This window comes from Pseudomonas sp. EA_65y_Pfl2_P74 (genome assembly GCF_963970575.1).
GTDB lineage: Bacteria > Pseudomonadota > Gammaproteobacteria > Pseudomonadales > Pseudomonadaceae > Aquipseudomonas > Aquipseudomonas baetica_A.
The window spans coordinates 123,225-146,133 of sequence record NZ_CAXAOQ010000012.1 but is presented as its reverse complement, the minus strand read 5'-3'; the positions used below and the strand labels follow the sequence as shown (position 1 = coordinate 146,133).

At 60.5% G+C, this 22,909-nt stretch carries 17 protein-coding genes; 6 read left to right on the top strand and 11 right to left on the bottom strand.

The window, feature by feature from the left end; all coding sequences use genetic code 11:
• Positions 1–179 precede the first annotated feature (179 nt).
• From AACY18_RS12200 to AACY18_RS12185, 4 genes are all read right to left on the bottom strand, one after another.
• Entirely contained in the window at positions 180–1,850 is a 1,671-nt protein-coding gene (locus tag AACY18_RS12200) for a bifunctional protein-serine/threonine kinase/phosphatase (RefSeq protein WP_339432470.1), read from the bottom strand.
• Positions 1,851–1,857: 7 nt separating this feature from the next.
• Complete coding sequence (locus AACY18_RS12195) at positions 1,858–3,069, bottom strand: nitrate/nitrite transporter (RefSeq protein ID WP_339432469.1); 1,212 nt, start codon at positions 3,067–3,069, stop codon at positions 1,858–1,860.
• Positions 3,070–3,324: 255 nt separating this feature from the next.
• Positions 3,325–3,900: an ANTAR domain-containing response regulator gene (locus AACY18_RS12190; protein WP_339432468.1), complete on the bottom strand. Its 576-nt coding sequence runs from the start codon at positions 3,898–3,900 to the stop codon at positions 3,325–3,327.
• Positions 3,901–3,915: 15 nt separating this feature from the next.
• The gene (locus AACY18_RS12185) at positions 3,916–5,127 is read right to left on the bottom strand and encodes a CmpA/NrtA family ABC transporter substrate-binding protein (protein ID WP_339464968.1); all 1,212 of its coding nucleotides are present in this window, start codon (positions 5,125–5,127) and stop codon (positions 3,916–3,918) included.
• Positions 5,128–5,362: 235 nt separating this feature from the next.
• Between AACY18_RS12185 and AACY18_RS12180 the strand changes: the two genes are divergently transcribed.
• On the top strand, positions 5,363–6,382 hold the full coding sequence (locus AACY18_RS12180; RefSeq protein ID WP_339432466.1) for a quinone-dependent dihydroorotate dehydrogenase: 1,020 nt from the start codon (positions 5,363–5,365) through the stop codon (positions 6,380–6,382).
• Positions 6,383–6,539: 157 nt separating this feature from the next.
• On the opposite strand, the gene rmf is transcribed toward AACY18_RS12180, so the two are convergent.
• The gene (gene rmf / locus AACY18_RS12175) at positions 6,540–6,755 is read right to left on the bottom strand and encodes a ribosome modulation factor (protein WP_003223300.1); all 216 of its coding nucleotides are present in this window, start codon (positions 6,753–6,755) and stop codon (positions 6,540–6,542) included.
• A gap of 529 nt (positions 6,756–7,284) precedes the next feature.
• Here rmf and rlmKL point away from each other — a divergent pair.
• Together rlmKL and AACY18_RS12165 are read left to right on the top strand one after the other, a co-directional pair.
• The gene (gene rlmKL / locus AACY18_RS12170; protein ID WP_339432465.1) at positions 7,285–9,555 is read left to right on the top strand and encodes a bifunctional 23S rRNA (guanine(2069)-N(7))-methyltransferase RlmK/23S rRNA (guanine(2445)-N(2))-methyltransferase RlmL; all 2,271 of its coding nucleotides are present in this window, start codon (positions 7,285–7,287) and stop codon (positions 9,553–9,555) included.
• A gap of 143 nt (positions 9,556–9,698) precedes the next feature.
• Positions 9,699–12,089, top strand: a complete 2,391-nt coding sequence (locus tag AACY18_RS12165) for a sensor domain-containing diguanylate cyclase (protein ID WP_339464966.1) — start codon at positions 9,699–9,701, stop codon at positions 12,087–12,089.
• Positions 12,090–12,213: 124 nt separating this feature from the next.
• On the opposite strand, the gene dacB is transcribed toward AACY18_RS12165, so the two are convergent.
• On the bottom strand, positions 12,214–13,674 hold the full coding sequence (gene dacB / locus AACY18_RS12160) for a D-alanyl-D-alanine carboxypeptidase/D-alanyl-D-alanine endopeptidase (protein WP_339432463.1): 1,461 nt from the start codon (positions 13,672–13,674) through the stop codon (positions 12,214–12,216).
• Positions 13,675–13,716: 42 nt separating this feature from the next.
• Here dacB and AACY18_RS12155 point away from each other — a divergent pair, with 42 nt between their 5' ends.
• Both AACY18_RS12155 and AACY18_RS12150 read left to right on the top strand, forming a co-directional pair.
• On the top strand, positions 13,717–13,857 hold the full coding sequence (locus AACY18_RS12155; protein ID WP_339432462.1) for a hypothetical protein: 141 nt from the start codon (positions 13,717–13,719) through the stop codon (positions 13,855–13,857).
• A gap of 51 nt (positions 13,858–13,908) precedes the next feature.
• Positions 13,909–14,253, top strand: coding sequence for a YggL family protein (locus AACY18_RS12150; RefSeq protein WP_003223308.1), 345 nt, complete (start codon positions 13,909–13,911; stop codon positions 14,251–14,253).
• A gap of 37 nt (positions 14,254–14,290) precedes the next feature.
• Here AACY18_RS12150 and AACY18_RS12145 read toward each other — a convergent pair whose 3' ends face one another.
• Positions 14,291–15,487, bottom strand: coding sequence for a benzoate/H(+) symporter BenE family transporter (locus tag AACY18_RS12145; RefSeq protein ID WP_339432461.1), 1,197 nt, complete (start codon positions 15,485–15,487; stop codon positions 14,291–14,293).
• Between the two features lie 271 nt (positions 15,488–15,758).
• On the opposite strand from AACY18_RS12145, the gene AACY18_RS12140 reads away from it, so the two are divergent.
• Complete coding sequence (locus AACY18_RS12140; RefSeq protein WP_008146364.1) at positions 15,759–16,523, top strand: GntR family transcriptional regulator; 765 nt, start codon at positions 15,759–15,761, stop codon at positions 16,521–16,523.
• A gap of 149 nt (positions 16,524–16,672) precedes the next feature.
• Here AACY18_RS12140 and guaD read toward each other — a convergent pair whose 3' ends face one another.
• The 4 genes from guaD to xdhA all read right to left on the bottom strand — a co-directional run bounded on the left by guaD (position 16,673) and on the right by xdhA (position 22,810).
• The gene (guaD, locus tag AACY18_RS12135) at positions 16,673–17,977 is read right to left on the bottom strand and encodes a guanine deaminase (RefSeq protein WP_339432460.1); all 1,305 of its coding nucleotides are present in this window, start codon (positions 17,975–17,977) and stop codon (positions 16,673–16,675) included.
• Between the two features lie 13 nt (positions 17,978–17,990).
• The gene (gene xdhC, locus AACY18_RS12130; RefSeq protein WP_339432459.1) at positions 17,991–18,848 is read right to left on the bottom strand and encodes a xanthine dehydrogenase accessory protein XdhC; all 858 of its coding nucleotides are present in this window, start codon (positions 18,846–18,848) and stop codon (positions 17,991–17,993) included.
• A gap of 115 nt (positions 18,849–18,963) precedes the next feature.
• Positions 18,964–21,363: a xanthine dehydrogenase molybdopterin binding subunit gene (xdhB, locus tag AACY18_RS12125; RefSeq protein ID WP_339432458.1), complete on the bottom strand. Its 2,400-nt coding sequence runs from the start codon at positions 21,361–21,363 to the stop codon at positions 18,964–18,966.
• The gene (gene xdhA / locus AACY18_RS12120) at positions 21,356–22,810 is read right to left on the bottom strand and encodes a xanthine dehydrogenase small subunit (protein ID WP_339432457.1); all 1,455 of its coding nucleotides are present in this window, start codon (positions 22,808–22,810) and stop codon (positions 21,356–21,358) included. The genes xdhB and xdhA overlap by 8 nt, the downstream gene beginning before the upstream one ends.
• Between the last annotated feature and the right edge of the window lie 99 nt (positions 22,811–22,909).

The window sequence follows — 22,909 nt, the reverse complement described above, 5'->3', positions numbered from 1 at the left end:
TGGGCTTTATGTGTGGTGAACGGAGCAATGCAGTGGTTGTGCCAAGTGATGCATTGCCGGGTTTATTGGGGGAAACCGTATGTTACTGCCGGTTTTTTGCACCGAATCGAGGCGGGTTGCTCGTTCGTGGAGCGTTTGGCTGATGAATTTGCGCTGGCCTGGCCGACGCTTTCGCGGTCTCAACTGTGAAACAACAAAACCAGCAGCACCAGATTCCCCAACAAGGCCAGCAACGCCATCGTCCGCCAGACCTTCAAAGGCTCACGCTCCAATAAAGGCCTGGGCCGCACGCTGAGGCTGCGTCGTTCCCCTTGTTCCAACACCAATAACCATTCTTGCGCTGTTTCAAATCGTTGTTGCGGGTCGCCAGCCACACCGCGCTCCAGGCTTTGTGCGACCCATTCCGGTACGTCCGGGCGGTAGCGACCGGCACTCACCGGCACGCCGAATCGTGGCCGCTGGAAGGCTTCGACCTCGCCATAGGGAAAGTGCCCCGTCAGCAGAAAATAGAGCGTCACGCCTACCGCGTACAGATCCTGTTGCGCACTCGGTGGGTCGCCGCGAAAGGCTTCCGGGGCGAGGTAGCTCGGTGTGCCGGGCAATGTGGCAGGCGTGTCCTGCGAAAGCCCCGGACAATATGCCAGACCGAAATCCAGCAGCCGCAACTCCCCGTCGTCGCCCAGATGCAGATTCTCCGGCTTGATGTCGCGGTGCAGGATCTGCCGCCGATGCAGCAGCCCCACCGTCCGCAACAAGCGCTCGGCAATGTCTTGCCATTGCGCCAGGGGCAGTGGAGCGTTTTGTTGAAACAACTGCGCCAGCGTCGTCCCGGCATATTCCCGCATCACGTAGTACAAATGCTGACGCTGATGGCCAGCATGGATTTCGGGAAAATGTCTGCCGGCGACACGTTTGAGGAACCATTCTTCCGAGAGCAAGGCCTGCCCGGCCTGGGGATCATCGGCCAGACGCGTCGGCAGGGTTTTCAGCAACCAGCGCCGACCTTGCCCATCAATGACTCGATAGAGCAGCGATTGCTGGCTCTTGCCGACAACGCCTTGCACCTGCCAGCCTTCGAACATCTGCCCGTTTTTCAACGGCGGCGGCAGTGGCCATTGCTGCAAATGAATCAATGCGTCACCGATGCTCGCTTCACCGACGGCATCGACCCGCACCAGCAAAGCACTGGCGTTGTCCTGACTGCCCGCCAGGTGCGCGGCGTTGACCAGCGTCTGTACGGCGCTGTCGAGATCCGGCTGGTCGCGCAGAATGGCCGCAATCGCGGTATCGCTCAGGGTCGACCACACGCCATCGCTGAGCAGCACGAAACACTCGCCCGCGCGCAGCTCACCATCAAGGAAATCCAGCACCAGATGCTGATCCAGCCCCAGCGCACGCTTGAGTACGTGTTGCATGCCCGGCTGCTCCCAGACGTGATCCTGGGAGATGCGCTGCAAGCGGTCGGCCTGCCAGCGATAGACCCGGCAATCGCCGACATGGGCGAGGGTAAAGCGCTGGCCACGCATGACCAAAGCGCTGACTGTGGTGAGCAGCGGTTGCCCACCGCCGTTGGCTTGCAACCAACGATTCTGCGCAATCAGCAAGCGCTCAAGTGCCTGCGCCACGCCCCAGGTTTGCGGTGTGGCGTAATAGTCGAGCGCCAGGGCCTGCAAGGTCGAGCGTGCAGCGAGTCCGCCATCGGCGCATTGGCTGACACCGTCGGCGATGGCGAACAGATAACCTTTGCTCGCTGCCAGCGCCGGAGCGGGCGTGACCAGACGCAAGGCGTCCTGATTCTCCGCGCGCGGGCCGGTGGCACTGGCCTGGGCAAAACTCAGTTGCAGGGCCATGGACTCTTCAGACCCGCGCCGCCGTCACCGCCGCCGACCCCCAGGTGGTTCTCCAGCGACGCTTGACCCCGTGCAGACCAAACCACGCCAGCACGCCAAGACTGGCGAACAACCACAGCGCCAATTGATAGCTGCCGGTGCTCTGTTTGATCGCACCCATGCCCGCCGCCAACGCAAAACCGCCGATACCGCCGGCCATGCCGATCAGCCCGGTCATGACGCCGATTTCCAGACGAAAACGCTGGGGGACCAGTTGGAAAACCGCACCATTGCCTGCCCCTAAACCGAGCATGGTGCAGACGAAAAGCGCCAGCGCCGCGTAGGAACTTGGCAGGTTGAAACCAACAACCGCGATGCAAATAGCCGCGACGGTGTACATCGCCAGCAAGGTGCGGATGCCGCCGAAACGATCAGCCAGGGCGCCGCCCAGTGGCCGCATCAAACTGCCACCGAACACACAGGCCGCGGTGTAGTAACCGGCGGTCACCGGGCTCAAACCGTACTGATCGTTGAAGTAGCCGGGCAGGGCGCTCGCCAGGCCGATGAAACCACCGAAGGTGACGCTGTAGAAAAACATGAACCACCAACTGTCACGGTCGCCAAGGGCTTTGAAGTAGTCAGCCATGGCTTTGGGTTTTGGCCGCTGGGGGGCGTTTTTCGCCAGCAAGGTGAACAGCACCAGTGTCAGGATCAACGGAATAAGGGCGAAACCGAAGACGTTGCTCCAGCCGAAGGATGCAGCCAGTACCGGGGCGATCAGTGCCGCGAACACGGTGCCGGAGTTACCCGCACCGGCAATGCCCATGGCTTTGCCCTGATGCTGCGGCGGATACCACTGCGACGCCAATGGCAGGGCCACGGCAAACGACGCGCCGGCCATACCGAGGAACAGGCCCAGTATCAACGCCTGTTCGTAGCTATGAATGCCAAGTTTCCAGGCGCCGAACAGTGCACAGATCACGATGACCTGGCCGATCATTCCGGCAGTTTTTGGTGACAGGCGATCGGCGAGCATGCCCATCACAAAGCGCAGTACGGCGCCAGCGAGGATCGGTGTGGCGACGACGAGGCCGCGTTGTTGAGTGGTCAGGTGCAGGTCGCCGGCGATCTGCACCGCCAACGGGCCGAGCAGGTACCAGACCATGAAGCTCAGGTCGAAATAGAGGAAGGCTGCGAACAGGGTCGGGGTATGGCCGGATTTCCAGAAGCTTGAATTCATCGCGCACCTCAGCTGAAAAGAGTCTCGAAAGGAGTCATGCACAGCAGGTGGGGCGCCGCCACGGCCGCACCACCGACCCCGGTCTGTGGGGCCAAAACGAAAAAACGCCGCTACCTGACTCGCCGGGAGGGGCGAACGGGTGAGCGACGTCTTTGTCGAGGGTGGGGCAACCGCCGTTGGTTACCTGTGTTGAATGCCTAGCCAGATTTGTGCCAACAGGTTGAGATCAAGGTACGCACGCTCGCGATATCGGTTTCAGCCCAGCAACTCACTCATGGCAATGATCTGCTCCGCCACCTGAATCAGCTTCTGCTGGCGGCTCATGGCCTGGCGGCGCATCAGGGTGTAGGCCTCTTCCTCGTTGCAGTCCTTCATCTTCATCAACAAACCCTTGGCCAGTTCGATGCGCTTGCGTTCTGCCAGTTGCTGGTCGCGGGCCTGAAGTTGCGCGCGCAAGGCCTGATCGCTCTCGAAGCGGGCCATGGCCACATCAAGAATCGGCTGCAACCGTTGTGCGTGAATACCTTCGACGATGTAGGCACTGACCCCGGACTTGATCGCCTGACGCATCACGCTGGGGTCATGTTCGTCGGTGAACATCACAATCGGCCTTGGCTGGTCGCGGCTGACCAGTACCACTTGCTCCATGACATCGCGACTGGGTGACTCGGTATCGATCAGAATCACGTCCGGGCGCACTGTTTCGACGCGCGCGGGCAGATCGATGGTCAGGCCGGACTCGTCGATTACCTCGAAACCCGCCTCGGTCAGCGCGGTCTTCAGACGTCCGACTTTTTTCGCCGTGTCGTTGATCAGCAGAATACGCAACATGTTCACGGTCTCCTGTCAGCGTCGGGCGAGAAGGGGAGCGTCGTCGCCCAGGGCGTGCAGCTTGAAACTGCGGGCGTAACCGGCCGGGTCGCTGCCGTCCCAGACTTTGCCGTCGAGCAACTCGCTGCTGCGCATGTCCGTAGCCCACGCGGCAACGCCCACGGCGGTCGCGGCTTCACGGTAGATGTCGAGTTGTTGAACCTGGCGGGCGACGGCGAGGTAATCCGGATCTTCGCGCAGCAACCCCCAGCGGCGGAACTGAGTCATGAACCACATGCCGTCGGACAGGTACGGCAAATTGACTTCGCCCTTGCCGTGAAAGCGCAAGCCGTGAGGATCTTGCCAGCGATTGCCCAAGCCGTCGGCATAGTCACCGAGAAAGCGCGGTTCGATACACGACGTCGGCGCGTCCAGGTATTGCGGCGCGCTGAGCAACTGCGCAGTGCTGCGGCGATTCTGCGGGCTTTGTTCGATAAAACGACTGGCTTCAAGGATCGCCATCACCAACGCCCGCGCGGTGTTGGGGTATTGCTCGACAAAGGCACGGGTGCAGCCGAGAACCTTCTCCGGGTGATCGGGCCAGATGGTCTGGCTGGTGGCCAATGTAAAACCAAGATCCTGCTGTACCGCGCTGGCTGCCCACGGCTCCCCGACGCAAAAACCATCGATGCGCCCGGCTTGCAGGTGCGCGACCATTTGCGGTGGCGGCACCACCACGCTCTCAACATCCTGCAACGGATGAATGCCCTGGCTCGCCAGCCAGTAATAAAGCCACATCGCGTGAGTGCCGGTGGGGAACGTCTGGGCGAAGGTCAGTTTTGCGCGGCTTTGGTGCGCATGACGATCCAGTGCTTCAGGACTGGTCACGCCGAGGTTTTGCAGACCGTGGGACAGGTTGAGACTTTGGCCGTTCTGATTCAGGCCCATCAGCACTGCCATGTCGGTCGAAGCAACACCGCCGATGCCCAGGTGCACCGCGTAAATCAGCCCGTAGAGGCTGTGGGCGGCGTCGAGTTCGCCGCTGACCAGTTTGTCGCGCAAATTGGCCCACGACGTCTGGCGTTTCAGGTTCAGGGTCAGCCCATAAGGTTGGGCAAAGCCCTGAGTGGCGGCGACGACCACGGAGGCGCAATCGCTCAGGGCCATGAAACCCAGGTTGATTGCGCTTTTTTCCGGGGCATCACTGCCGTTGACCCAGGCCAGCGGCCCGACGGAGGGTTCATTCATCGAGTGCACCTGCAAAAGCCGCCTTCAAAAAAAACGCCGTCCCAGGCTTTGCGCAGGCAAAACCCGAGGACGACGCCATTGTCATTGCCCGCACGCCGCCGTTGGCCTGTGAGCTGATGACGATGAAAGTGCAAGGCATATGCCAGTCGCCACGATTTGCGTGTGCGCCTCGCACGGCAGGTCGATGCACGGCTATAATCGCCGCCTCTTTTCGCCGCCCGAGTCATCGCCGCCCATGTATTCCCTGGCCCGTCAGCTGTTGTTCAAACTTTCCCCGGAAACCTCCCACGATCTGTCGCTGGATCTGATCGGCGCGGGTGGGCGTTTGGGCCTCAATGGCTTGCTGTGCAAGGCACCGGCGAAGATGCCGGTGACGGTCATGGGGCTGGAGTTCCCGAACCCGGTGGGTCTGGCGGCCGGTCTGGACAAGAACGGCGCGGCCATCGACGGCTTCGCGCAACTGGGTTTCGGTTTTGTCGAAATCGGCACCGTGACTCCACGCCCACAGCCAGGCAACCCGAAACCACGGATTTTCCGCCTGCCGGAAGCCGAGGCGATCATCAATCGCATGGGTTTCAACAACCTCGGTGTCGATAACCTGCTGGCGCGCGTCGCAGCGGCCAAATACAAAGGCGTGCTGGGCATCAACATTGGCAAGAACTTCGACACCCCGGTCGAGCGTGCCGTGGACGATTATCTGATCTGCCTGGACAAAGTCTACGCCCACGCCAGTTACATCACGGTCAACGTCAGCTCGCCGAACACCCCGGGTCTGCGCAGTTTGCAGTTCGGTGATTCGCTCAAACAGTTGCTGGCTGACCTGGCCACGCGCCGCGCCGAACTGGCGTTGCGTCATGGCAAACATGTGCCGCTGGCGATCAAGATCGCTCCGGACATGACTGACGAAGAAACTGCGCAGGTCGCGCAAGCGTTGATCGAAACCGGGATGGACGCGGTGATTGCGACCAATACCACCCTGAGCCGTGTGGGTGTTGAAGGCATGGAGCATGGTGATGAGGCGGGTGGTCTGTCGGGCGCGCCGGTGCGAGACAAGAGCACGCACACGGTGAAGGTGCTGGCGGGTGAGTTGGGTGGTCGTTTGCCGATCATTGCCGCTGGCGGTATCACGCAAGGCAAACATGCGGCTGAGAAGATCACGGCCGGTGCGAGCCTGGTGCAGATTTATTCTGGCTTCATCTATAAAGGCCCGGCGTTGATTCGTGAGTCGGTCGACGCCATCGCTGCCCTGCGCTGATTTCGCAGGTTATGTGATCCAGCACAAAAAATGATCATTCAGGCATAAAAAAGGGCTCCTCGAAGGAGCCCCTGGGCCGCAGCCCGCCGTCCGGGAAGGACGTGCGTGGTTAATGCGTTAAACATTCAGATTGTCGTGTCGGAGTAAATGCCCTGTGTCAGCCGACGGCGTGAAGTTCGTTGAGTCTGTGGATTCCCGCAGTGCCGGTCATACCGTCCCAGTTGTCGCCGCGTCCTTCTCGCCAGCCGTTGATCCAGGCTTGGCGTACCGACGGTAGAGTAAATGGGCAAAGCTCACGGGATTTTCCACCAACGCCATATTGATATCCGCGCAAAAATGCTCTTTCCAACGGATCACGCTTAAGTCTTCTCATAGGGTGTTTCCCTCACTTGTTGACTGTTCTTGACGCGTTGACCTCAATCGAGGTCTGGCAGAAATCTCCTGCCGTTGGCGGCTCGCTGCCGGCGTGGCGAGCCAAGGTGTTGACGCCGTTTCAACGTCAACCTGTGCTCAGTTCTAACCAATGAGTCACACCGATGGAATGATCGTTTTGTCATAAGCACGTAACAAAAATAGTGCTATTGCCATAAGTACCGACGGGTTTCATGGGTGTTCTTTAGGCAAACCCCGGTATGATCGGCTCCGCGCTGGATGATGGGGTTAATTCTTTAGTGAGAATGACCCACGTTTAGCGTCAGGTACTATTCGACGAAGGGTCGTTTTACGGCAATTTGTTTCACCACGTTTTTATCTGTCCTTGCATCTAAGCTCTTTTAACCCGAGCAGCGGGGATGGAATGGCACACCTTCGTGCCACGCGGGCGTTCTTTTAGAAAAGCGCCTGATTGAAAACCGGATCGGCAATGCGTTGCCGATTCACTAGCCAAAGGCTCTGGAAAAACCATGTCCGATCGTTTCGAACTCTTCCTCACTTGCCCCAAAGGCCTTGAAGGCCTGCTCATCGAGGAAGCCGTCGGGCTTGGCCTTGAAGACGCCCGCGAGCACACGTCCGCCGTGCGTGGCATGGCGACCATGGAAACCGCTTATCGCCTGTGCCTCTGGTCGCGTCTGGCTAACCGTGTGCTGCTGGTGCTCAAGCGTTTTCCGATGAAAGACGCTGAAGACCTGTACCACGGCGTGCTCGACGTCGAGTGGCAGGACCACATGCTCAGCGACGGCACCCTGGCCGTTGAATTCAGTGGACACGGCTCGGGTATCGACAACACCCACTTCGGCGCCTTGAAAGTCAAAGACGCCATTGTCGACAAACTGCGTACCCCGCAGGGCGATCGCCCGAGCATCGACAAGCTGAACCCGGATCTGCGCATTCACCTGCGTCTGGATCGCGGCGAAGCCATTCTGTCCCTCGACCTTTCCGGCCACAGCCTGCACCAGCGCGGCTATCGCTTGCAGCAGGGCGCGGCACCGTTGAAGGAAAACCTCGCGGCGGCGATTCTGATCCGTTCCGGTTGGCCGCGCATTGCGGCTGAAGGCGGCGCGCTGGCTGACCCGATGTGCGGTGTCGGTACGTTCCTCGTCGAAGCCGGCATGATCGCCGCCGATATGGCGCCGAACCTGCGTCGTGAACAGTGGGGCTTCACCGCTTGGCTCGGTCACGTCCCGGCGCTGTGGAAGAAACTCCACGAAGAAGCTTCCCAGCGTGCCGCTGCCGGTCTGGCCAAGACGCCGCTGTGGATTCGCGGTTACGAAGCGGACCCGCGCCTGATTCAACCGGGCCGCAACAACGTTGAACGTGCGGGTTTAAGCGAGTGGATCAAGATCTACCAGGGCGAAGTCGCGACGTTCGAGCCGCGTCCGGATCAGAACCAGAAAGGTCTGGTGATCTGCAACCCGCCGTACGGCGAGCGTCTGGGTGACGAAGCCAGCCTGCTTTACCTCTACCAGAACCTCGGCGAGCGCCTGCGTCAGGCCTGCCTGAACTGGGAAGCGGCGGTGTTCACCGGCGCGCCGGATCTGGGCAAGCGCATGGGCATTCGCAGCCACAAGCAGTATTCGTTCTGGAACGGTGCGCTGCCGTGCAAGCTGCTGTTGATCAAAGTGCTGCCGGATCAGTTTGTCACCGGTGAGCGTCGCACACCGGAACAGCGTCAGGCCGAGCGTGAGCAAGCCGCTTACGATCAAACCCCGGACGAGCCACAAGAGCGCAAATTCAACAAGAACGGCAATCCGATCAAACCGACGCCAGCCCCTGCGCCAGTGATCGAGCAGCCGCGCTTGAGCGAAGGCGGGCAGATGTTTGCCAACCGTCTGCAAAAAAACCTCAAGGCCATGAGCAAGTGGGTCAAGCGCGAAGGCATTGATTGCTACCGCGTCTACGATGCCGACATGCCTGAGTATTCGATGGCCATCGACCTGTACCACGATTGGGTGCATGTCCAGGAATACGCGGCGCCGAAGTCCATCGACCCGGAAAAGGCCTCGGCCCGCATGTTCGATGCCCTGGCGGCGATTCCGCAGGCGCTGAACGTCGACAAGAACCGCGTGGTGGTCAAGCGCCGCGAACGCCAGAGCGGCACCAAGCAGTACGAGCGCCAGAGCGCACAGGGCAAGTTCAACGAAGTCAGCGAGGGCGGCGTGAAGTTGCTGGTCAACCTCACCGACTACCTCGACACCGGCCTGTTCCTCGACCACCGGCCGATCCGCATGCGCATTCAGAAAGAGGCTGCCGGCAAGCGCTTCCTCAATCTGTTCTGCTACACCGCGACGGCCAGCGTCCACGCGGCCAAGGGCGGTGCACGCAGCACCACCAGCGTTGACCTGTCGAAGACTTACCTCGATTGGGCGCGCCGTAACCTGTCGCTGAACGGCTACTCGGACAAGAACCGTCTGGAGCAGGGCGATGTGATGGCGTGGCTGGAGAACTGCCGGGACGAGTACGACCTGATCTTCATCGATCCACCGACTTTCTCCAACTCCAAGCGCATGGAAGGGATTTTCGACGTGCAGCGTGATCAGGTGCAGTTGATCGACCTGGCCATGGCTCGCCTGGCGCCGGGGGGCGTGCTGTACTTCTCCAACAACTTCCGCAAGTTCGAGTTGGAGGAGAATTTGACCGAGCGTTATGCGGTCGAGGAAATCAGCGCGCAGACCCTTGATCCGGATTTCGCCCGTAACACCAAGATTCACCGCGCCTGGAAAATCACGGCTCGTTGACGCTTGGAAAGATTGGATCCACAGAGCCTTGATTTTTAAAGGCTCTTGGATTCTCTCAGTGCTAGCCAAATTAGTGGCTAATAGCTATAACTCACTCATGGCCAATGGCGTTTTCCGCAATAGTGGCGTAGTGAGTGGCCCTTATGTCGTTGCACCCCGTGCGCCCGAAGATTCTGGGTTTTATCAGCGAAGACGTCTCGGCCTGGCTGGTCGCGATGCTGGTATTGCTCGCCGGCGGGATTCTCACGGGGCTGCTCGCCTGGGCGACCCTCAATCAGTTGCAGCAACAATTGCATCAGCGTTTTCAACTGCTGGCCAATGAACGCTACAGCCGCATCGAAGAGCGCTTTCAGGATCAGGAACAGCGCCTGGACGGCTTGCGCCGCTTCTTCGTCAACTCCCAATCGGTGTCCCGCGCCGAGTTCGATGGTTATGCCAAACCCCTGCTGTTGCGTACTCAAGCCTATTCCTACGCCCCTCGCGTGCCGCGTGCACAGCGACTTGCGCTGGAGCAGGCGGTCCGTGACGAGGGCTTGAGCACCTTTACCTTTCGCGAACTGAGCGCCGACGGCCAGTTGCAAGTGGCGGGGGATCGCGCCGAGTACGTGCCGGTGCTCTACACCCAGACCCAGAGTCGCTTGCCGGCCCCGTTGGGTTATGACCTGCTGGCGCAGCCGCTGCGCCGTGCAACGCTGGAGCGCGCCGATCACACCGGCCGTATGGCCGTCTCGCAACCGTTGCATCTGGTCAGCATCGAGCCGGCCTATGCGCGGGGAGTATTGCTGCTGGCGCCGGTCAACCGCGCAGGCGCGCCGGGCGCAATGCCGCAAGGCTACGTCATGGCGGTGATCAGCATGCGTCAGTTGCTCGCGGACGGGTTGCCTGAAGAAAACCATGATTTCCTGACGGTGCGCATTCTCGACCTCTCCACCGCCGAGCAACACGAGGTGCTGTACGAATCGGCGAACAAACCCGGGGCGAGCGATCTGGAATCGACCCGGCTGTTGCGCCTGGCTGACCACGACTATCAGGTTGAAATGCAGCCCAGCGAAGCGTTCCTGCAGGCCAATCTCTCCTCCATCAGCAGCCTGGTGGTACTGGGGGCGATGCTCAGTCTTTTGCTCAGTGCCTTGCTCTACGTACTGGTCAGTCAGCGTCAACGAGCCCTGCGCCTGGTCGAGCAACGCACCCGGGAACTGCATGCCCGCGAGCAGGAGCTGCGCGGCGCCCACGGCCAGTTGCGTGGCGTGCTGAATGCCGCCACGCAAGTAGCGATTATCGCCACTGATTTGCGCGGCGTGATCAACACTTTCAACCCGGGTGCGGAACAGATGCTGGGCTACAGCAGCGCCGATGTCGTCGGCCACATGACCCTGGAAAACCTGCACCTTACGCGTGAGTTGACGGCGCGCTCTGCCGAGTTGAGCGCGCGCTATGGCAAGACCATTCCGACCTGTCAGGCGATGTTGGTCGAGGGGGGAGAAGTGGGCGGTCACGAAGCGCGTGAATGGACGCTGGTACGCCACGACGGCAGTCATTTGCCGGTGAACATGCTCGCAACACCGGTTCTCGATGAGCAAGGCCTTTGGGTCGGGCATCTGGCGATCTGCATCGACATCACCGAACGCAAGCGGGTGCACGAGGCACTGGCGGCGCGGGACGTGTTGTTAAAGAAGCTCAGTGCCCATGTCCCGGGCGGCATCTATCAATTCAAAATGGAGTTCGGTGGGCGTTTCAGCGTGATCTACGCCAGCGACGGCATCCGGGAAATCTACGAACTTGAGCCGGACGTGCTGTTGCTCGACGCCGAGGCGGTCTTTTCTCGCATTCACCCGCAGGACATCACCCGCGTGCGCAAATCGATTCGTGCGTCGGCTGAAAACCTCAGCCCATGGCGCGAGGAGTACCGCGTGCAGTTACCCGAGCGCGGCGTGCGCTGGGTTCGCGGTGAAGCGACGCCCGAAGAGCTGCCGGGCGGGGGCGTGCTGTGGCACGGCTACATTTCAGACATTTCCGACCTCAAGCGAGTGCAGGAGGAACTGCGAGCACTGTCGGTGACAGATTCGTTGACCGGCATTCACAACCGTCGCTACTTCCAGGAACGACTGACCAGCGAAATGGCTCGGGTTGAGCGGGGTGGGGGTGAGCTGTCGGTGATCATGCTCGACATCGATCATTTCAAGCGCATCAACGACCAGTATGGTCACGCGGTGGGTGATCGGGTGCTGCAAGCCGTGTGCGAGCGTATTGGCCACCGGTTGCGGCGTACGGATGTGTTTTGCCGCTTGGGTGGTGAGGAGTTCATGGTGCTGTGTCCGGACATTGACGGTGAACATGCGTACAGGTTGGCCGTGAAGTTGTGGCAGGGCCTTCGCAGCGCGCCGGTGGATGTGGTTGGCGTGGTCACCGCGAGTTTCGGTATCGCCAGTTGGCGACCGGGAGAGGGGGCTGATTCGCTATTGCTGCGCGCGGATTCAGGGGTTTACGCGGCGAAGCAGGGCGGACGGGATCGTGTCGAGCGGCAGATGAATTAAACCTGTGGGCGCTAATCCCCAGCGGGAGCGAGCTTGCTCGTGAAGGCGCAATGTCAGCCAATGGCGTTCTGACTGAACTGACGTCTTCGCGGGCAAGCCTGCGCCCACAGGTTCGGCAGTGTGCTTACAGCACGGAAGCGGTCTGCGCCGTTTTCGGCTGGCGATACAGATCCAGCAGCACCTGATCCAGCACCGACGACGCACCAAACGGCGCTTTGTCGTTGAGGATCGCCACCACCGCCCAGGTGTTGCCGTTGACGTCGCGGCTGAAGCCGGCAATCGCCCGCACAGTGTTCAGAGTGCCGGTCTTGATGTGGGCTTCGCCGCGCATGGCGGTGGTCTTCAGACGTTTACGCATGGTGCCGTCGGTACCGGCGATCGGCAGCGAGCTGATGTACTCGGCGGCGTACGGGCTATGCCAGGCCGCTTGTAGCATGTTCGCCATTTCACGGGCGCTGACCCGTTCTGCACGGGACAGACCAGAGCCGTTCTCCATCACCAGGTGCGGCGCGGTAATGCCTTTCTTTGCCAGCCACTGACGCACCACGCGCTGAGCGGCTTTGGCATCGTCACCGTCGGCGTCGTTGCGGTACTTCTGGCCCAGGCTCAGGAACAGTTGCTGGGCCATGGTGTTGTTACTGTATTTATTGATGTCGCGGATGATTTCCGCCAGGTCCGGCGAATAAGCGCGAGCCAGCAGTTTGGCGTTGCTTGGGGTGGACGCCAGGCGATTCTTGCCCTGAATGCTGCCACCCAGTTCTTTCCAGATCGCCCGAACGGCGCCGGCGGTGTAAGTCGCATGGTCGAGCAGCGACAGGTAAGTCTGCGAGCTGCAACCGTCACCCAATTGGCCGGCGACGGTCACGGTCACGCTGCCATCAGCCTGCGGCACCGGGTTGTAACGCACACCGCCGGTGCATTGCTTGGAATTGAGGGCTTTGACGGTGTTTTCGATGTGGATGCTGGCAATCGGCGGTTCCACCGAGATCAGCACCCGGCCACCGTCATTGCGCGCCACGAAGCGCAAGGCCTTGAGGTTGACCAGCAGCGAATCGGGCTTGACCAGAAACGGCTTGTTCTGATCGTTGCCGTCATCGTTGAATTCCGGCAGTTGCGGCTGCACGAAGAAGTTGCGGTCCAGCACCAGATCACCAGTGATCTGGGTCACGCCGTTGGCGCGCAAGTCGCGCATCAGCAGCCAGAGTTTTTCCATGTTCAGCTTGGGATCGCCGCCGCCCTTGAGGTACAGGTTGCCATTGAGGATGCCGCCGCTCAGGTCGCCGTCGGTGTAGAACTCGGTTTTCCATTGATGGTTGGGGCCGAGCATTTCCAGCGCCGCGTAAGTCGTGACCAGCTTCATGGTCGAGGCCGGGTTGACCGATACGTCAGCGTTGAACACGGTCGGGGTACCCGGGCCGTCGAGCGGCACCATCACCAGCGACAAAGCGCTGGGCTGCAACTTGCTGGCCTTGAGCGCTTTTTCGACGTTGGGGGTGAGGGCGGTATTGATCGTGGCAGCAGAAACAGGCAGGGCCAATGGCAGAAGAAGGCCGGCGAGAAATAGAGGACGCAACGATTTGATCATATGAAATAAAACCCTGCAGAAGAGGGGAAAAAAGGCGAGGACATGGATGAAAAAGCCCTCAGTGGTCATGAAAGTGTCGGCATTATGCCCCAAGGTGTTACCGCTTGTGCCGTGCTGGAGGCGGCCAACGGCTTATTTTTTTACAGGCGGTCGGGCGCTGTGTCCACAGAGGCGGGCAATTGACGTTTTAAACTGGTAAAGTGCCGGCCGTTATTACTTAAGAGGATTGTTCCAATGGCGACTAACCGTTCCCAGCGTCTGCGCAAAAAACTGTGCGTTGATGAATTTCAAGAGCTGGGTTTCGAACTGAACCTGGACTTCAAAGAAGACTTGTCCGAAGAAGCCATTGACGCGTTCCTAGAAGCCTTCATCAAAGAAGCCATGGAAGCCAACGGTCTGGGTTATGTTGGCGGCGACGACTTCGGTCTGGTATGCCTGCAGAAGCGTGGCTCGGTCAACGAAGAGCAGCGCGCTGCTGTTGAAGCCTGGCTGAAAAACCGTAGCGAACTGACCGGTATGACCGTCAGCCCGCTGCTGGACGTTTGGTATCCGGAAAAGCCGATCAACGCGGCTAAGTGATACTGAAAAAAACGGCGACCTTCGGGTCGCCGTTTTTTTATGCCTGGGTTTTGCGCCCGTTGAGGATCAGCAAGGTCACCACCCCCGCCACAATCCCCCAAAACGCCGAACCGATGGAAAACAGCGTCAGCCCCGACGCCGTGACCATAAAGGTGATCAGCGCCGCTTCACGTTCCTTCACTTCGCTCATGGCGATGCTCAGCCCGTTGATGATCGAGCCAAACAGTGCCAGCGCAGCAATCGACAGCACCAATTCTTTGGGTAGTGCCGCAAACAACGCCGCCAATGTGGCGCCGAATACGCCGGCAATCCCGTAGAAAATTCCGCACCAGACTGCGGCGGTATAACGCTTGTTGCGATCCTCATGGGCGTGCGGCCCGGTGCAGATCGCCGCGCTGATGGCCGCGAGGTTGATGCCGTGGGAACCGAACGGCGCCAGCAGCAGCGAGGCGATGCCGGTGGTGGTGATCAGTGGCGAGGCCGGGACGGTGTAGCCGTCGGCGCGTAGCACGGCGATGCCGGGCATGTTCTGCGAGGTCATCGCCACCACGAACAGCGGGATGCCGATGCTGATGGTCGCCGCGAGCGAGAAGTGCGGCGTGGTCCACACCGGCGTCGCCACTTCCAGATGGAAACCGCTGAAATCCAGCAGGCCCATGAAGCCCGACAGCGCGGTGCCGATCAGCAGCGCGGCGAGCACCGCGTAACGTGGCGACAGGCGCTTGACCACTAGATAGGTGAAGAACATCCCCAGCACCAGCCCGGTGCGGTGTTGCGCGGCGACGAAGATTTCGCTGCCGATCTTGAACAGAATCCCCGCCAGCAACGCCGCCGCCAGTGATGCCGGGATCTTTTTCACCAGGCGTTCGAAGCTGCCGGTCAGGCCGCAAATCGTCACCAGCACCGCGCAGGTGATGTAGGCGCCAATGGCCTCGCCATAGGTGACACCGCCAAGGCTGGTGATCAGCAGCGCCGCACCGGGCGTCGACCAGGCGATGGTGATGGGCGTGCGATAGCGCAGCGACAGACCGATCGAGCACACCGCCATGCCGATCGAAATCGCCCAGATCCACGAGGAAATCTGCCCGCTGCTCAAACCCGCCGCTTGCCCGGCCTGGAACATCAGCACCAGTGAACTGGTGTAGCCGGTCATCATCGCGATAAAACCGGCGACGATAGCCGATGGCGAAGTATCGGCGAGAGGGCGCAGCCGGGTGTAGGTGGCGTCGTTCATGACGGCGGTGTTCCTTATACAGATGAAGATGTGCGCAATTACCCTGAACCCCTGTGGGAGTTGTGTTCTGGCTGCGGATTCTGCGAACAAGCCTAAACTCAAACGTAACGGATCGTTGCAATACAGCCGAGGTCACAAACAGCCATACAGTCGTGTTGCCACCATCCATTGTGTACAATCGCGCTGTTTTTTACGCGATACTTGCCAGCGACCTACTGTGCCGTATTACAGTCACGGTCTATTCGCCGCAGTTCTCCCGACTCGAGTGCCCATGAACGAACAGTTGCAACCCCTCAAGAAACAACCGCGAGCAGGCAAAGCCGGCCGCAGCGGCACCCAGGACGATATTGTCTACGCGCATATCTTCGAGGCCATCCTCGAACAGCGTCTGGCGCCCGGCACCAAGTTGAGCGAAGAAGCGCTGGGGGAGATCTTCGGGGTCAGCCGCACCATCATTCGCCGCGCGCTGTCGCGTCTGGCCCATGAAGGTGTGGTGCTGTTGCGACCCAACCGTGGCGCCGTGGTTGCCAGCCCGAGCGTTGAAGAAGCCCGCCAGGTGTTCATGGCACGGCGTCTGGTCGAGCGTGCGATCACTGAACTGGCGGTGCAACACGCCACCGCCGAGCAGATCGCAGAACTTCGTCAGATGGTCAATGACGAGCGCGACAGCTTCTCCCGTGGTGATCGCGGCGCCGGTATTCGTCTTTCGGGTGAATTCCACCTGAAACTCGCCGAAGCGGCAAAGAATGCTCCGCTGATCAGTTTTCAGCGCAGCCTGGTTTCGCAGACTTCGCTGATCATTGCCCAGTACGAAAGCGGCAACCGCTCGCATTGCTCCTACGACGAGCACACCCAGTTGATCGACGCCATCGAAGCGCGCAACGCTGAGCTGGCGGTGGACTTGATGATGCACCACATGGACCACATCGACAGCAAGCTCAACCTCGATGAGGAGAGTGCGTCGGATGACCTGCATGCGGTGTTCTCGCATTTGTTGCAGACCAAGAAGCCGGGGCGTCCTGCGGCCAAGCTCTAAAGTAGACCGAGTCACTCCCTTCGCGAGCAGGCTCCCACAGGGGAATGCATTTCAAATGTGGGAGCGGGCTTGCTCGCGAAGGTGTACTGACAGGCAATAAAAATCCCCCGGGGTGAGCACCTCCGGGGGATTTTTTATGCCTGAAAGACTTAGCGCTGATGCACCAAAGCACCCGCCGCATACGTCTGCTGCACCGTCCGGTCGTCGCCCAGCGTCATCAACACAAACAACGTCTCGGCAATGTTGTTGGCCTGCTTCAAGCGATAGCTGAGCAACGGCGTGGCGTTGTAGTCCAGTACCAGGAAGTCGGCATCACTGCCCGGTTTCAGATTGCCGATCTTGTCTTCCAGGCGCAGTGCCCGCGCGCCGCCCAGGGTCGCCAGGTACAGCGACTTGAACGGACTCAAGCGCGCACCTTGCAGTTGCATCACTTTGTAGGCTTCGTTCAGGGTTTGCAGCAGCGAGAAACTGGTGCCGCCGCCGACGTCAGTACCGAGGCCGACGTTCAGCTTGTGCTTCTCGGCCATCGGCAGGTTGAACAAGCCGCTGCCGAGGAAGAAGTTCGAGGTCGGGCAGAACGAGATCGCCGAGCCGGTTTGCGCCAGCCGTGCGCATTCGTCGTCACACAGGTGCACGCCATGAGCGAATACCGAGCGCTCGCCGAGCAAGTTGTAGTGATCGTAAACGTCCAGGTAGCCCTTGCGCTCCGGGAACAGTTCCTTGACCCACTCGATTTCCTTGAGGTTCTCGCTGATGTGGGTCTGCATGTACAGCTCGGGGTATTCGGTCAGCAGTTGCCCCGCCAGCCCAAGCTGTTCCGGGGTACTGGTCGGGGCGAAACGCGGCGTGACCGCATAGTGCAGACGACCCTTGCCGTGCCAGCGCTCGATCAGTGCCTTGCTTTCGACGTAGCTCGATTCGGCGGTGTCGGTCAGGTAGTCCGGCGCATTGCGATCCATCATCACTTTGCCGGCGATCATGCGCAGGTCAAGCTTCTCGGCCGCCTCGAAGAAAGAGTTCACTGACTGCGGGTGCACGCTGCCGAACACCAGCGCGGTGGTGGTGCCGTTGCGCAGCAGTTCCTTGATGAAGATATCGGCCACATCATCGGCGTGAGCTTTGTCACCGAACTGGCTTTCGCACGGGAAGGTGTAAGTGTTGAGCCAGTCCAGCAGTTGCTCGCCGTAGGCACCGACCATGCCGGTCTGCGGCAGGTGGATGTGAGTGTCGATGAAGCCCGAAGTGATCAGCGCGTCCTGATACTGGGTGATCTCGATGTCTGCCGGCAGGGTCGGCAGCAGTTCGCTGGCGTGGCCGAGGGCGCTGATCTTGCCGCCATCGACCACCAGCAGGCCGTCCTCGAAATATTCGTAGGAGGCTTCGATCCCGACTTCGGCGGGGTCGGCGATGCTGTGCAGGATGGCGGCGCGGTAGGCTTTGCGAGTCAGAGGCATGAGGGTTCTCTAATCAGTTTGAGGCTTTGAGTTTGGTGGCCTGACTGCGGCGCGATACGGGCAGCAGTTTGGCAATCGGCTCGGCGCTGGCGCTGTGCTGGCCGAAATTGGCGTTATAGGTGGCGATGATTTCGCCGGCGATGGAGATGGCGATTTCCACAGGCAGTTTGCCTTTGACTTCGCCGATGCCCATCGGGCAGCGCATGCGTTGCACGACGCTGGGGTCGAAACCGCGATCACGCAGGCGATGTTCGAACTTGACCCGTTTGGTCTTCGAACCGATCAGGCCGAACCAGGTGAAGTCGTTGCGCTTGAGGATTGCGGCGGTCAGCTCCAGATCAAGCTGATGGTTGTGGGTCATGACGATGCAGTAGCTGCCGGCGGGCAGGTCATCGATTTCATCCACGGGCTCTTCGGCGACGATTTTACGCACGCCGTGGGGAATCTGTTCGGGGAACTCCGCCTCCCGCGAGTCGATCCAGCGCACCCGGCACGGCAGGCTGGCGAGCAACGGCACCAAAGCACGGCCAACGTGGCCGGCGCCGAACACCGCGATCTGCGCCTGTACCTGGCCCATCGGTTCGAACAGCAACACGGTGGCGCCGCCGCAGCACTGGCCGAGGCTGGCGCCGAGGCTGAAGCGCTCCAGATGAGTGTCTTGCTTGCCGCTGGCGAGCATGTCGCGGGCGATCTGCATGGCTTTGTATTCCAGATGCCCGCCACCGATGGTGTCGAAGCTCTGGTTCGCGCTGATCACCATCTTCGAGCCGGCATTGCGTGGCGTCGAGCCGAGTTCTTCGATGATCGTCACCAGAACGCAGGGTTCGCCCTGGTTCTGCAGGTCGGCGAGGGCGTCGATCCAGTTGTACATAGTCACCTCGACATCTGTGTTGTCTGTTCAGTCGTCTTCGCGAGCAAGCCCGCTCTCACATTTGGAATGCATTTTCCTGTGGGAGCGGGCTTGCTCGCGAATGGCGCGCCTCGGTCTAGAGCGAAGCCAGCTCGGTCTCTGTTTCTACCGCTTTCACAGTCTTGAGCTGGCGCATCTGCTCGCACCCCCACAGCACCCGCTCAGGGGTCGCCGGTGCATCGACTTTCGGTTGATGCTTGTAGTCACCGAGGCTCGCCACGGCGTCCTTGATCGCGCACCACGCGGCAATCCCGAGCATGAACGGCGGCTCGCCCACAGCCTTGGAGTGGAACACGGTGTCTTCCGGGTTCTTGCGGTTTTCCACCAGTTTCACCCGCAGGTCCAGCGGCATGTCCGCCACGGCCGGGATCTTGTAGCTGGCGGGGCCGTTGGTCATCAGCTTGCCTTTGTTGTTCCAGACCAGTTCTTCCATGGTCAGCCAGCCCATGCCCTGGACGAAACCGCCTTCCACCTGACCTATGTCGATGGACGGGTTCAGCGAGGCGCCGACGTCGTGGAGGATGTCGGTGCGCAGCATCTTGTACTCGCCGGTCAGGGTGTCAACGATCACTTCGCAGCACGCCGCGCCGAAGGCGAAGTAGTAGAACGGGCGGCCACGGGCCTGGCTGCGGTCATAGTAGATTTTCGGGGTCTTGTAGAACCCGGTGCTCGACAGCGAGACCTGATTGAAATACGCCTGCTGGATCAGCGCTTCGAAGGTCAGGATGTGGTCGCGCACACGCACATGGCCATTGTGGAATTCGACGTCTTCTTCGCTGACCTTGTATTGGCGTGCGGCGAATTCGATCAGGCGTCGCTTGATGATCTCGGCGGCGTTCTGCGCGGCCTTGCCGTTGAGGTCGGCACCGCTGGAGGCAGCGGTCGGCGAGGTGTTCGGCACCTTGTCGGTGTTGGTTGCGGTGATCTGCACGCGATCGATTTCGACCTGGAATACTTCGGCCACGACCTGCGCGACTTTGGTGTTCAAACCCTGACCCATTTCCGTGCCGCCGTGGTTCAGGTGGATGCTGCCGTCGGTGTAGATGTGGATCAGCGCACCGGCCTGGTTCAGGAAGCTGGCGGTGAAGGAAATACCGAATTTCACCGGGGTCAGCGCCAGGCCTTTTTTCAGGATCGGGCTGTTGGCGTTGTAGCGACGGATCGCTTCGCGGCGCTCGTGATACTGGCTGCTTTCTTCCAGTTCAGCGGTCATTTCTTCGAGCATGTTGTGCTCGACGGTCTGGTAGTAGTGCGTGACGTTGCGTTCGGTCTTGCCGTAGTAGTTGGCCTTGCGCACGGCCAGCGGATCGAGGTTCAAGTGACGGGCAATCGCATCCATCACTTCTTCGATGGCAACCATGCCTTGCGGGCCACCGAAACCCCGGTACGCGGTGTTCGACGCGGTGTTGGTCTTGCAGCGATGACCGTTGATGGTCGCGTCGCCCAGGTAGTAGGAGTTGTCCGAGTGGAACATCGCCCGGTCAACAATCGAGGCAGACAAGTCCGGTGAGCAGCCGCAGTTGCCGGCCAGGTCCATGTTGATCCCGTGCAGGCGCCCGGTGCTGTCGAAGCCGACGTCGTACTCGACGTAGAACGGGTGACGCTTGCCGGTCATCAGCATGTCTTCGACGCGCGGCAGACGCATCTTGGTCGGCTGGCCGGTGAGGTGCGCGACCACCGCGCACAGGCATGCCGGGCTCGCGGCTTGCGTTTCCTTGCCACCGAAACCTCCGCCCATGCGACGCATGTCGACGACGATTTTGTTCATCGACACGTCGAGCACTTCGGCGACCAGTTTCTGCACTTCGGTGGGGTTCTGCGTCGAGCAGTAGACGATCATGCCGCCGTCTTCGGTCGGCATTACCGAGGAGATCTGCGTCTCCAGGTAAAAGTGTTCCTGGCCGCCGATGTGCAGCGTGCCTTGAATGCGGTGTTCGGCAGTGGCCAAAGCACCGGCCGAATCGCCGCGCTGGTGGGTGTGGCTGTCGAGCACGAAGTGGCGTTTGCGCAGGGCTTCGACCACATCCAGCACCGGCTCCAGGTCTTCGTATTCGATGATCGCGGCCATTGCCGCTTTGCGCGCGGTTTCCAGATCTTTCGCGGCGACGGCCAGCACCGGTTGACCGACGAACTGCACATCATCGATGGCCAACAACGGATCGCCCGGCATCAGCGGGCCGATGTCTTTCAGGCCCGGCACGTCCTGGTGGGTGATGGCGATGCGTACGCCTTCGAATTCATAGCAAGGCTTGGTGTCGATGCTGATGATTTTCGCGTGGGCGCGGTCCGACAGGCGTGCGTACAGGTGCAACTGGTTGGGGAATTCCAGGCGATCATCGATGTACTGCGCTTCACCGGACACATGCTTGGCGGCGCTGTCGTGTTTCACGCTACGGCCGACACCGGTGGTCAGGTCTTTGGCGAACAGTTCAGCCAGTTCAGCTTGGGTCTTCTCTACGGCGTGATGGTTAGACATAAGCGGTCACCCGAGTCTCGATGTGCGGTGTTTGCAGTTCGATGAAGTATTTGCGCAGCAGGTTCTGCGCGCTGAGCAGGCGATATTCCTTGCTGGCGCGGAAATCCGAGAGCGGTGTGAAGTCCTCGGCCAGCGCGGCGCAGGCGCGTTCGACCACGGCGTTGTTGAACGGCTGGCCGAGCAACACGGCTTCGCAATGGGCGGCGCGTTTCGGGATCGCCGCCATGCCGCCGAAGGCGACGCGGGCGTCAGTGATCACGCCGTTTTCGACGCGCAGGTTGAACGCGGCGCAGACGGCAGAGATGTCGTCGTCCAGACGTTTCGACACTTTGTAGGCGCGGAACAGCTGCTCGGCGCTGGCACGCGGGACGATGATCTTCTCGATGAACTCGCTTTCCTGACGCGCCGTGACACGGTAGTCGATGAAGTAGTCCTCAAGATTCAACGTGCGCCGGGTGTCACCTTTGCACAGCACGATCTGCGCACCGAGGGCGATCAGCAGGGGCGGTGAGTCACCGATGGGCGAGGCGTTGCCGATGTTGCCGCCGAGAGTGCCCTGATTGCGGATTTGCAGAGAGGCGAAGCGGTGCAGCAGTTCGCCGAAGTCCGGGTACTCGGCGTTCAGTGCTTCATAGCAGTCGGAGAGGGCGGTGGCGGCGCCGATTTCGATGCGGTCGTCGAAGGTTTCGATGCGCTTCATTTCTGCGACATTGCCGACATAAATCATCACCGGCAGGGTGCGGTGGAACTGCGTGACTTCCAGCGCCAGATCGGTGCCGCCGGCCAGCAGTCGGGCTTGCGGGTAGGCGTCGTAGAGGTCGGCCAGATCGGACACGGTCAGCGGCACCAGGCAGCGCTTGTCGCCGCTGTTGAGTTCGCCGATATCGGTGGGGGCAATGGCTTTGAGGCGGGCGATGGTTTCGGCTTCGCGGGCGTCGAACTGGTCCGGTTGCTTGCCACAGCACGATTGTTCGGCAGCGGCGAGGATCGGCCGGTAGCCGGTGCAACGGCAGAGGTTGCCGGCCAGTGCTTCGTGGGCTTTGGCATGATCCGGTGCATTGCTGTTCTTTTGCAGGGCGAACAACGACATGACGAAACCGGGGGTGCAGAAACCGCACTGCGAGCCGTGGCACTCGACCATGGCTTTCTGCACGCTGTGCAGTTCGCCTTGGTGCTTGAGGTCTTCGACGCTGATCAGTTGCTTGCCGTGCAGCGACGACACGAACGTCAGGCACGAGTTGAGGCTGCGATAACGAATGTGTTCGCGGCCAGCGTCATCCGTTTGCAACTCGCCGACCACCACGGTGCAAGCGCCGCAATCACCGCTGGCGCATCCTTCTTTGGTGCCGGATTTGCCGACGTGCTCACGCAGGTAATTGAGCACGGTCAGATTCGGGTCCAGGGCGTGCTCGCTACGGAGTTCCTGGTTAAGTAAAAACTGGATCACGGAAGGCCTCGCAGACTCATTATTGTTGTTAACCGACGTGAACCGAATTTAGCAGGTCTGACTTTTCGGTCAATGGTTTTCTGACTTAAAGGTCAGGAA

What these genes read in the sequence shown, in the direction of transcription:
- AACY18_RS12200 (WP_339432470.1), bottom strand. Translation starts at nt 1,850, where the DNA reads ATGGCCCTGCAACTGAGTTTTGCCCAGGCCAGTGCCACCGGCCCGCGC.
- AACY18_RS12195 (WP_339432469.1), bottom strand. Translation starts at nt 3,069, where the DNA reads ATGAATTCAAGCTTCTGGAAATCCGGCCATACCCCGACCCTGTTCGCA.
- AACY18_RS12190 (WP_339432468.1), bottom strand. Translation starts at nt 3,900, where the DNA reads ATGTTGCGTATTCTGCTGATCAACGACACGGCGAAAAAAGTCGGACGT.
- AACY18_RS12185 (WP_339464968.1), bottom strand. Translation starts at nt 5,127, where the DNA reads ATGAATGAACCCTCCGTCGGGCCGCTGGCCTGGGTCAACGGCAGTGAT.
- AACY18_RS12180 (WP_339432466.1), top strand. Translation starts at nt 5,363, where the DNA reads ATGTATTCCCTGGCCCGTCAGCTGTTGTTCAAACTTTCCCCGGAAACC.
- rmf (WP_003223300.1), bottom strand. Translation starts at nt 6,755, where the DNA reads ATGAGAAGACTTAAGCGTGATCCGTTGGAAAGAGCATTTTTGCGCGGA.
- rlmKL (WP_339432465.1), top strand. Translation starts at nt 7,285, where the DNA reads ATGTCCGATCGTTTCGAACTCTTCCTCACTTGCCCCAAAGGCCTTGAA.
- AACY18_RS12165 (WP_339464966.1), top strand. Translation starts at nt 9,699, where the DNA reads ATGTCGTTGCACCCCGTGCGCCCGAAGATTCTGGGTTTTATCAGCGAA.
- dacB (WP_339432463.1), bottom strand. Translation starts at nt 13,674, where the DNA reads ATGATCAAATCGTTGCGTCCTCTATTTCTCGCCGGCCTTCTTCTGCCA.
- AACY18_RS12155 (WP_339432462.1), top strand. Translation starts at nt 13,717, where the DNA reads ATGGATGAAAAAGCCCTCAGTGGTCATGAAAGTGTCGGCATTATGCCC.
- AACY18_RS12150 (WP_003223308.1), top strand. Translation starts at nt 13,909, where the DNA reads ATGGCGACTAACCGTTCCCAGCGTCTGCGCAAAAAACTGTGCGTTGAT.
- AACY18_RS12145 (WP_339432461.1), bottom strand. Translation starts at nt 15,487, where the DNA reads ATGAACGACGCCACCTACACCCGGCTGCGCCCTCTCGCCGATACTTCG.
- AACY18_RS12140 (WP_008146364.1), top strand. Translation starts at nt 15,759, where the DNA reads ATGAACGAACAGTTGCAACCCCTCAAGAAACAACCGCGAGCAGGCAAA.
- guaD (WP_339432460.1), bottom strand. Translation starts at nt 17,977, where the DNA reads ATGCCTCTGACTCGCAAAGCCTACCGCGCCGCCATCCTGCACAGCATC.
- xdhC (WP_339432459.1), bottom strand. Translation starts at nt 18,848, where the DNA reads ATGTACAACTGGATCGACGCCCTCGCCGACCTGCAGAACCAGGGCGAA.
- xdhB (WP_339432458.1), bottom strand. Translation starts at nt 21,363, where the DNA reads ATGTCTAACCATCACGCCGTAGAGAAGACCCAAGCTGAACTGGCTGAA.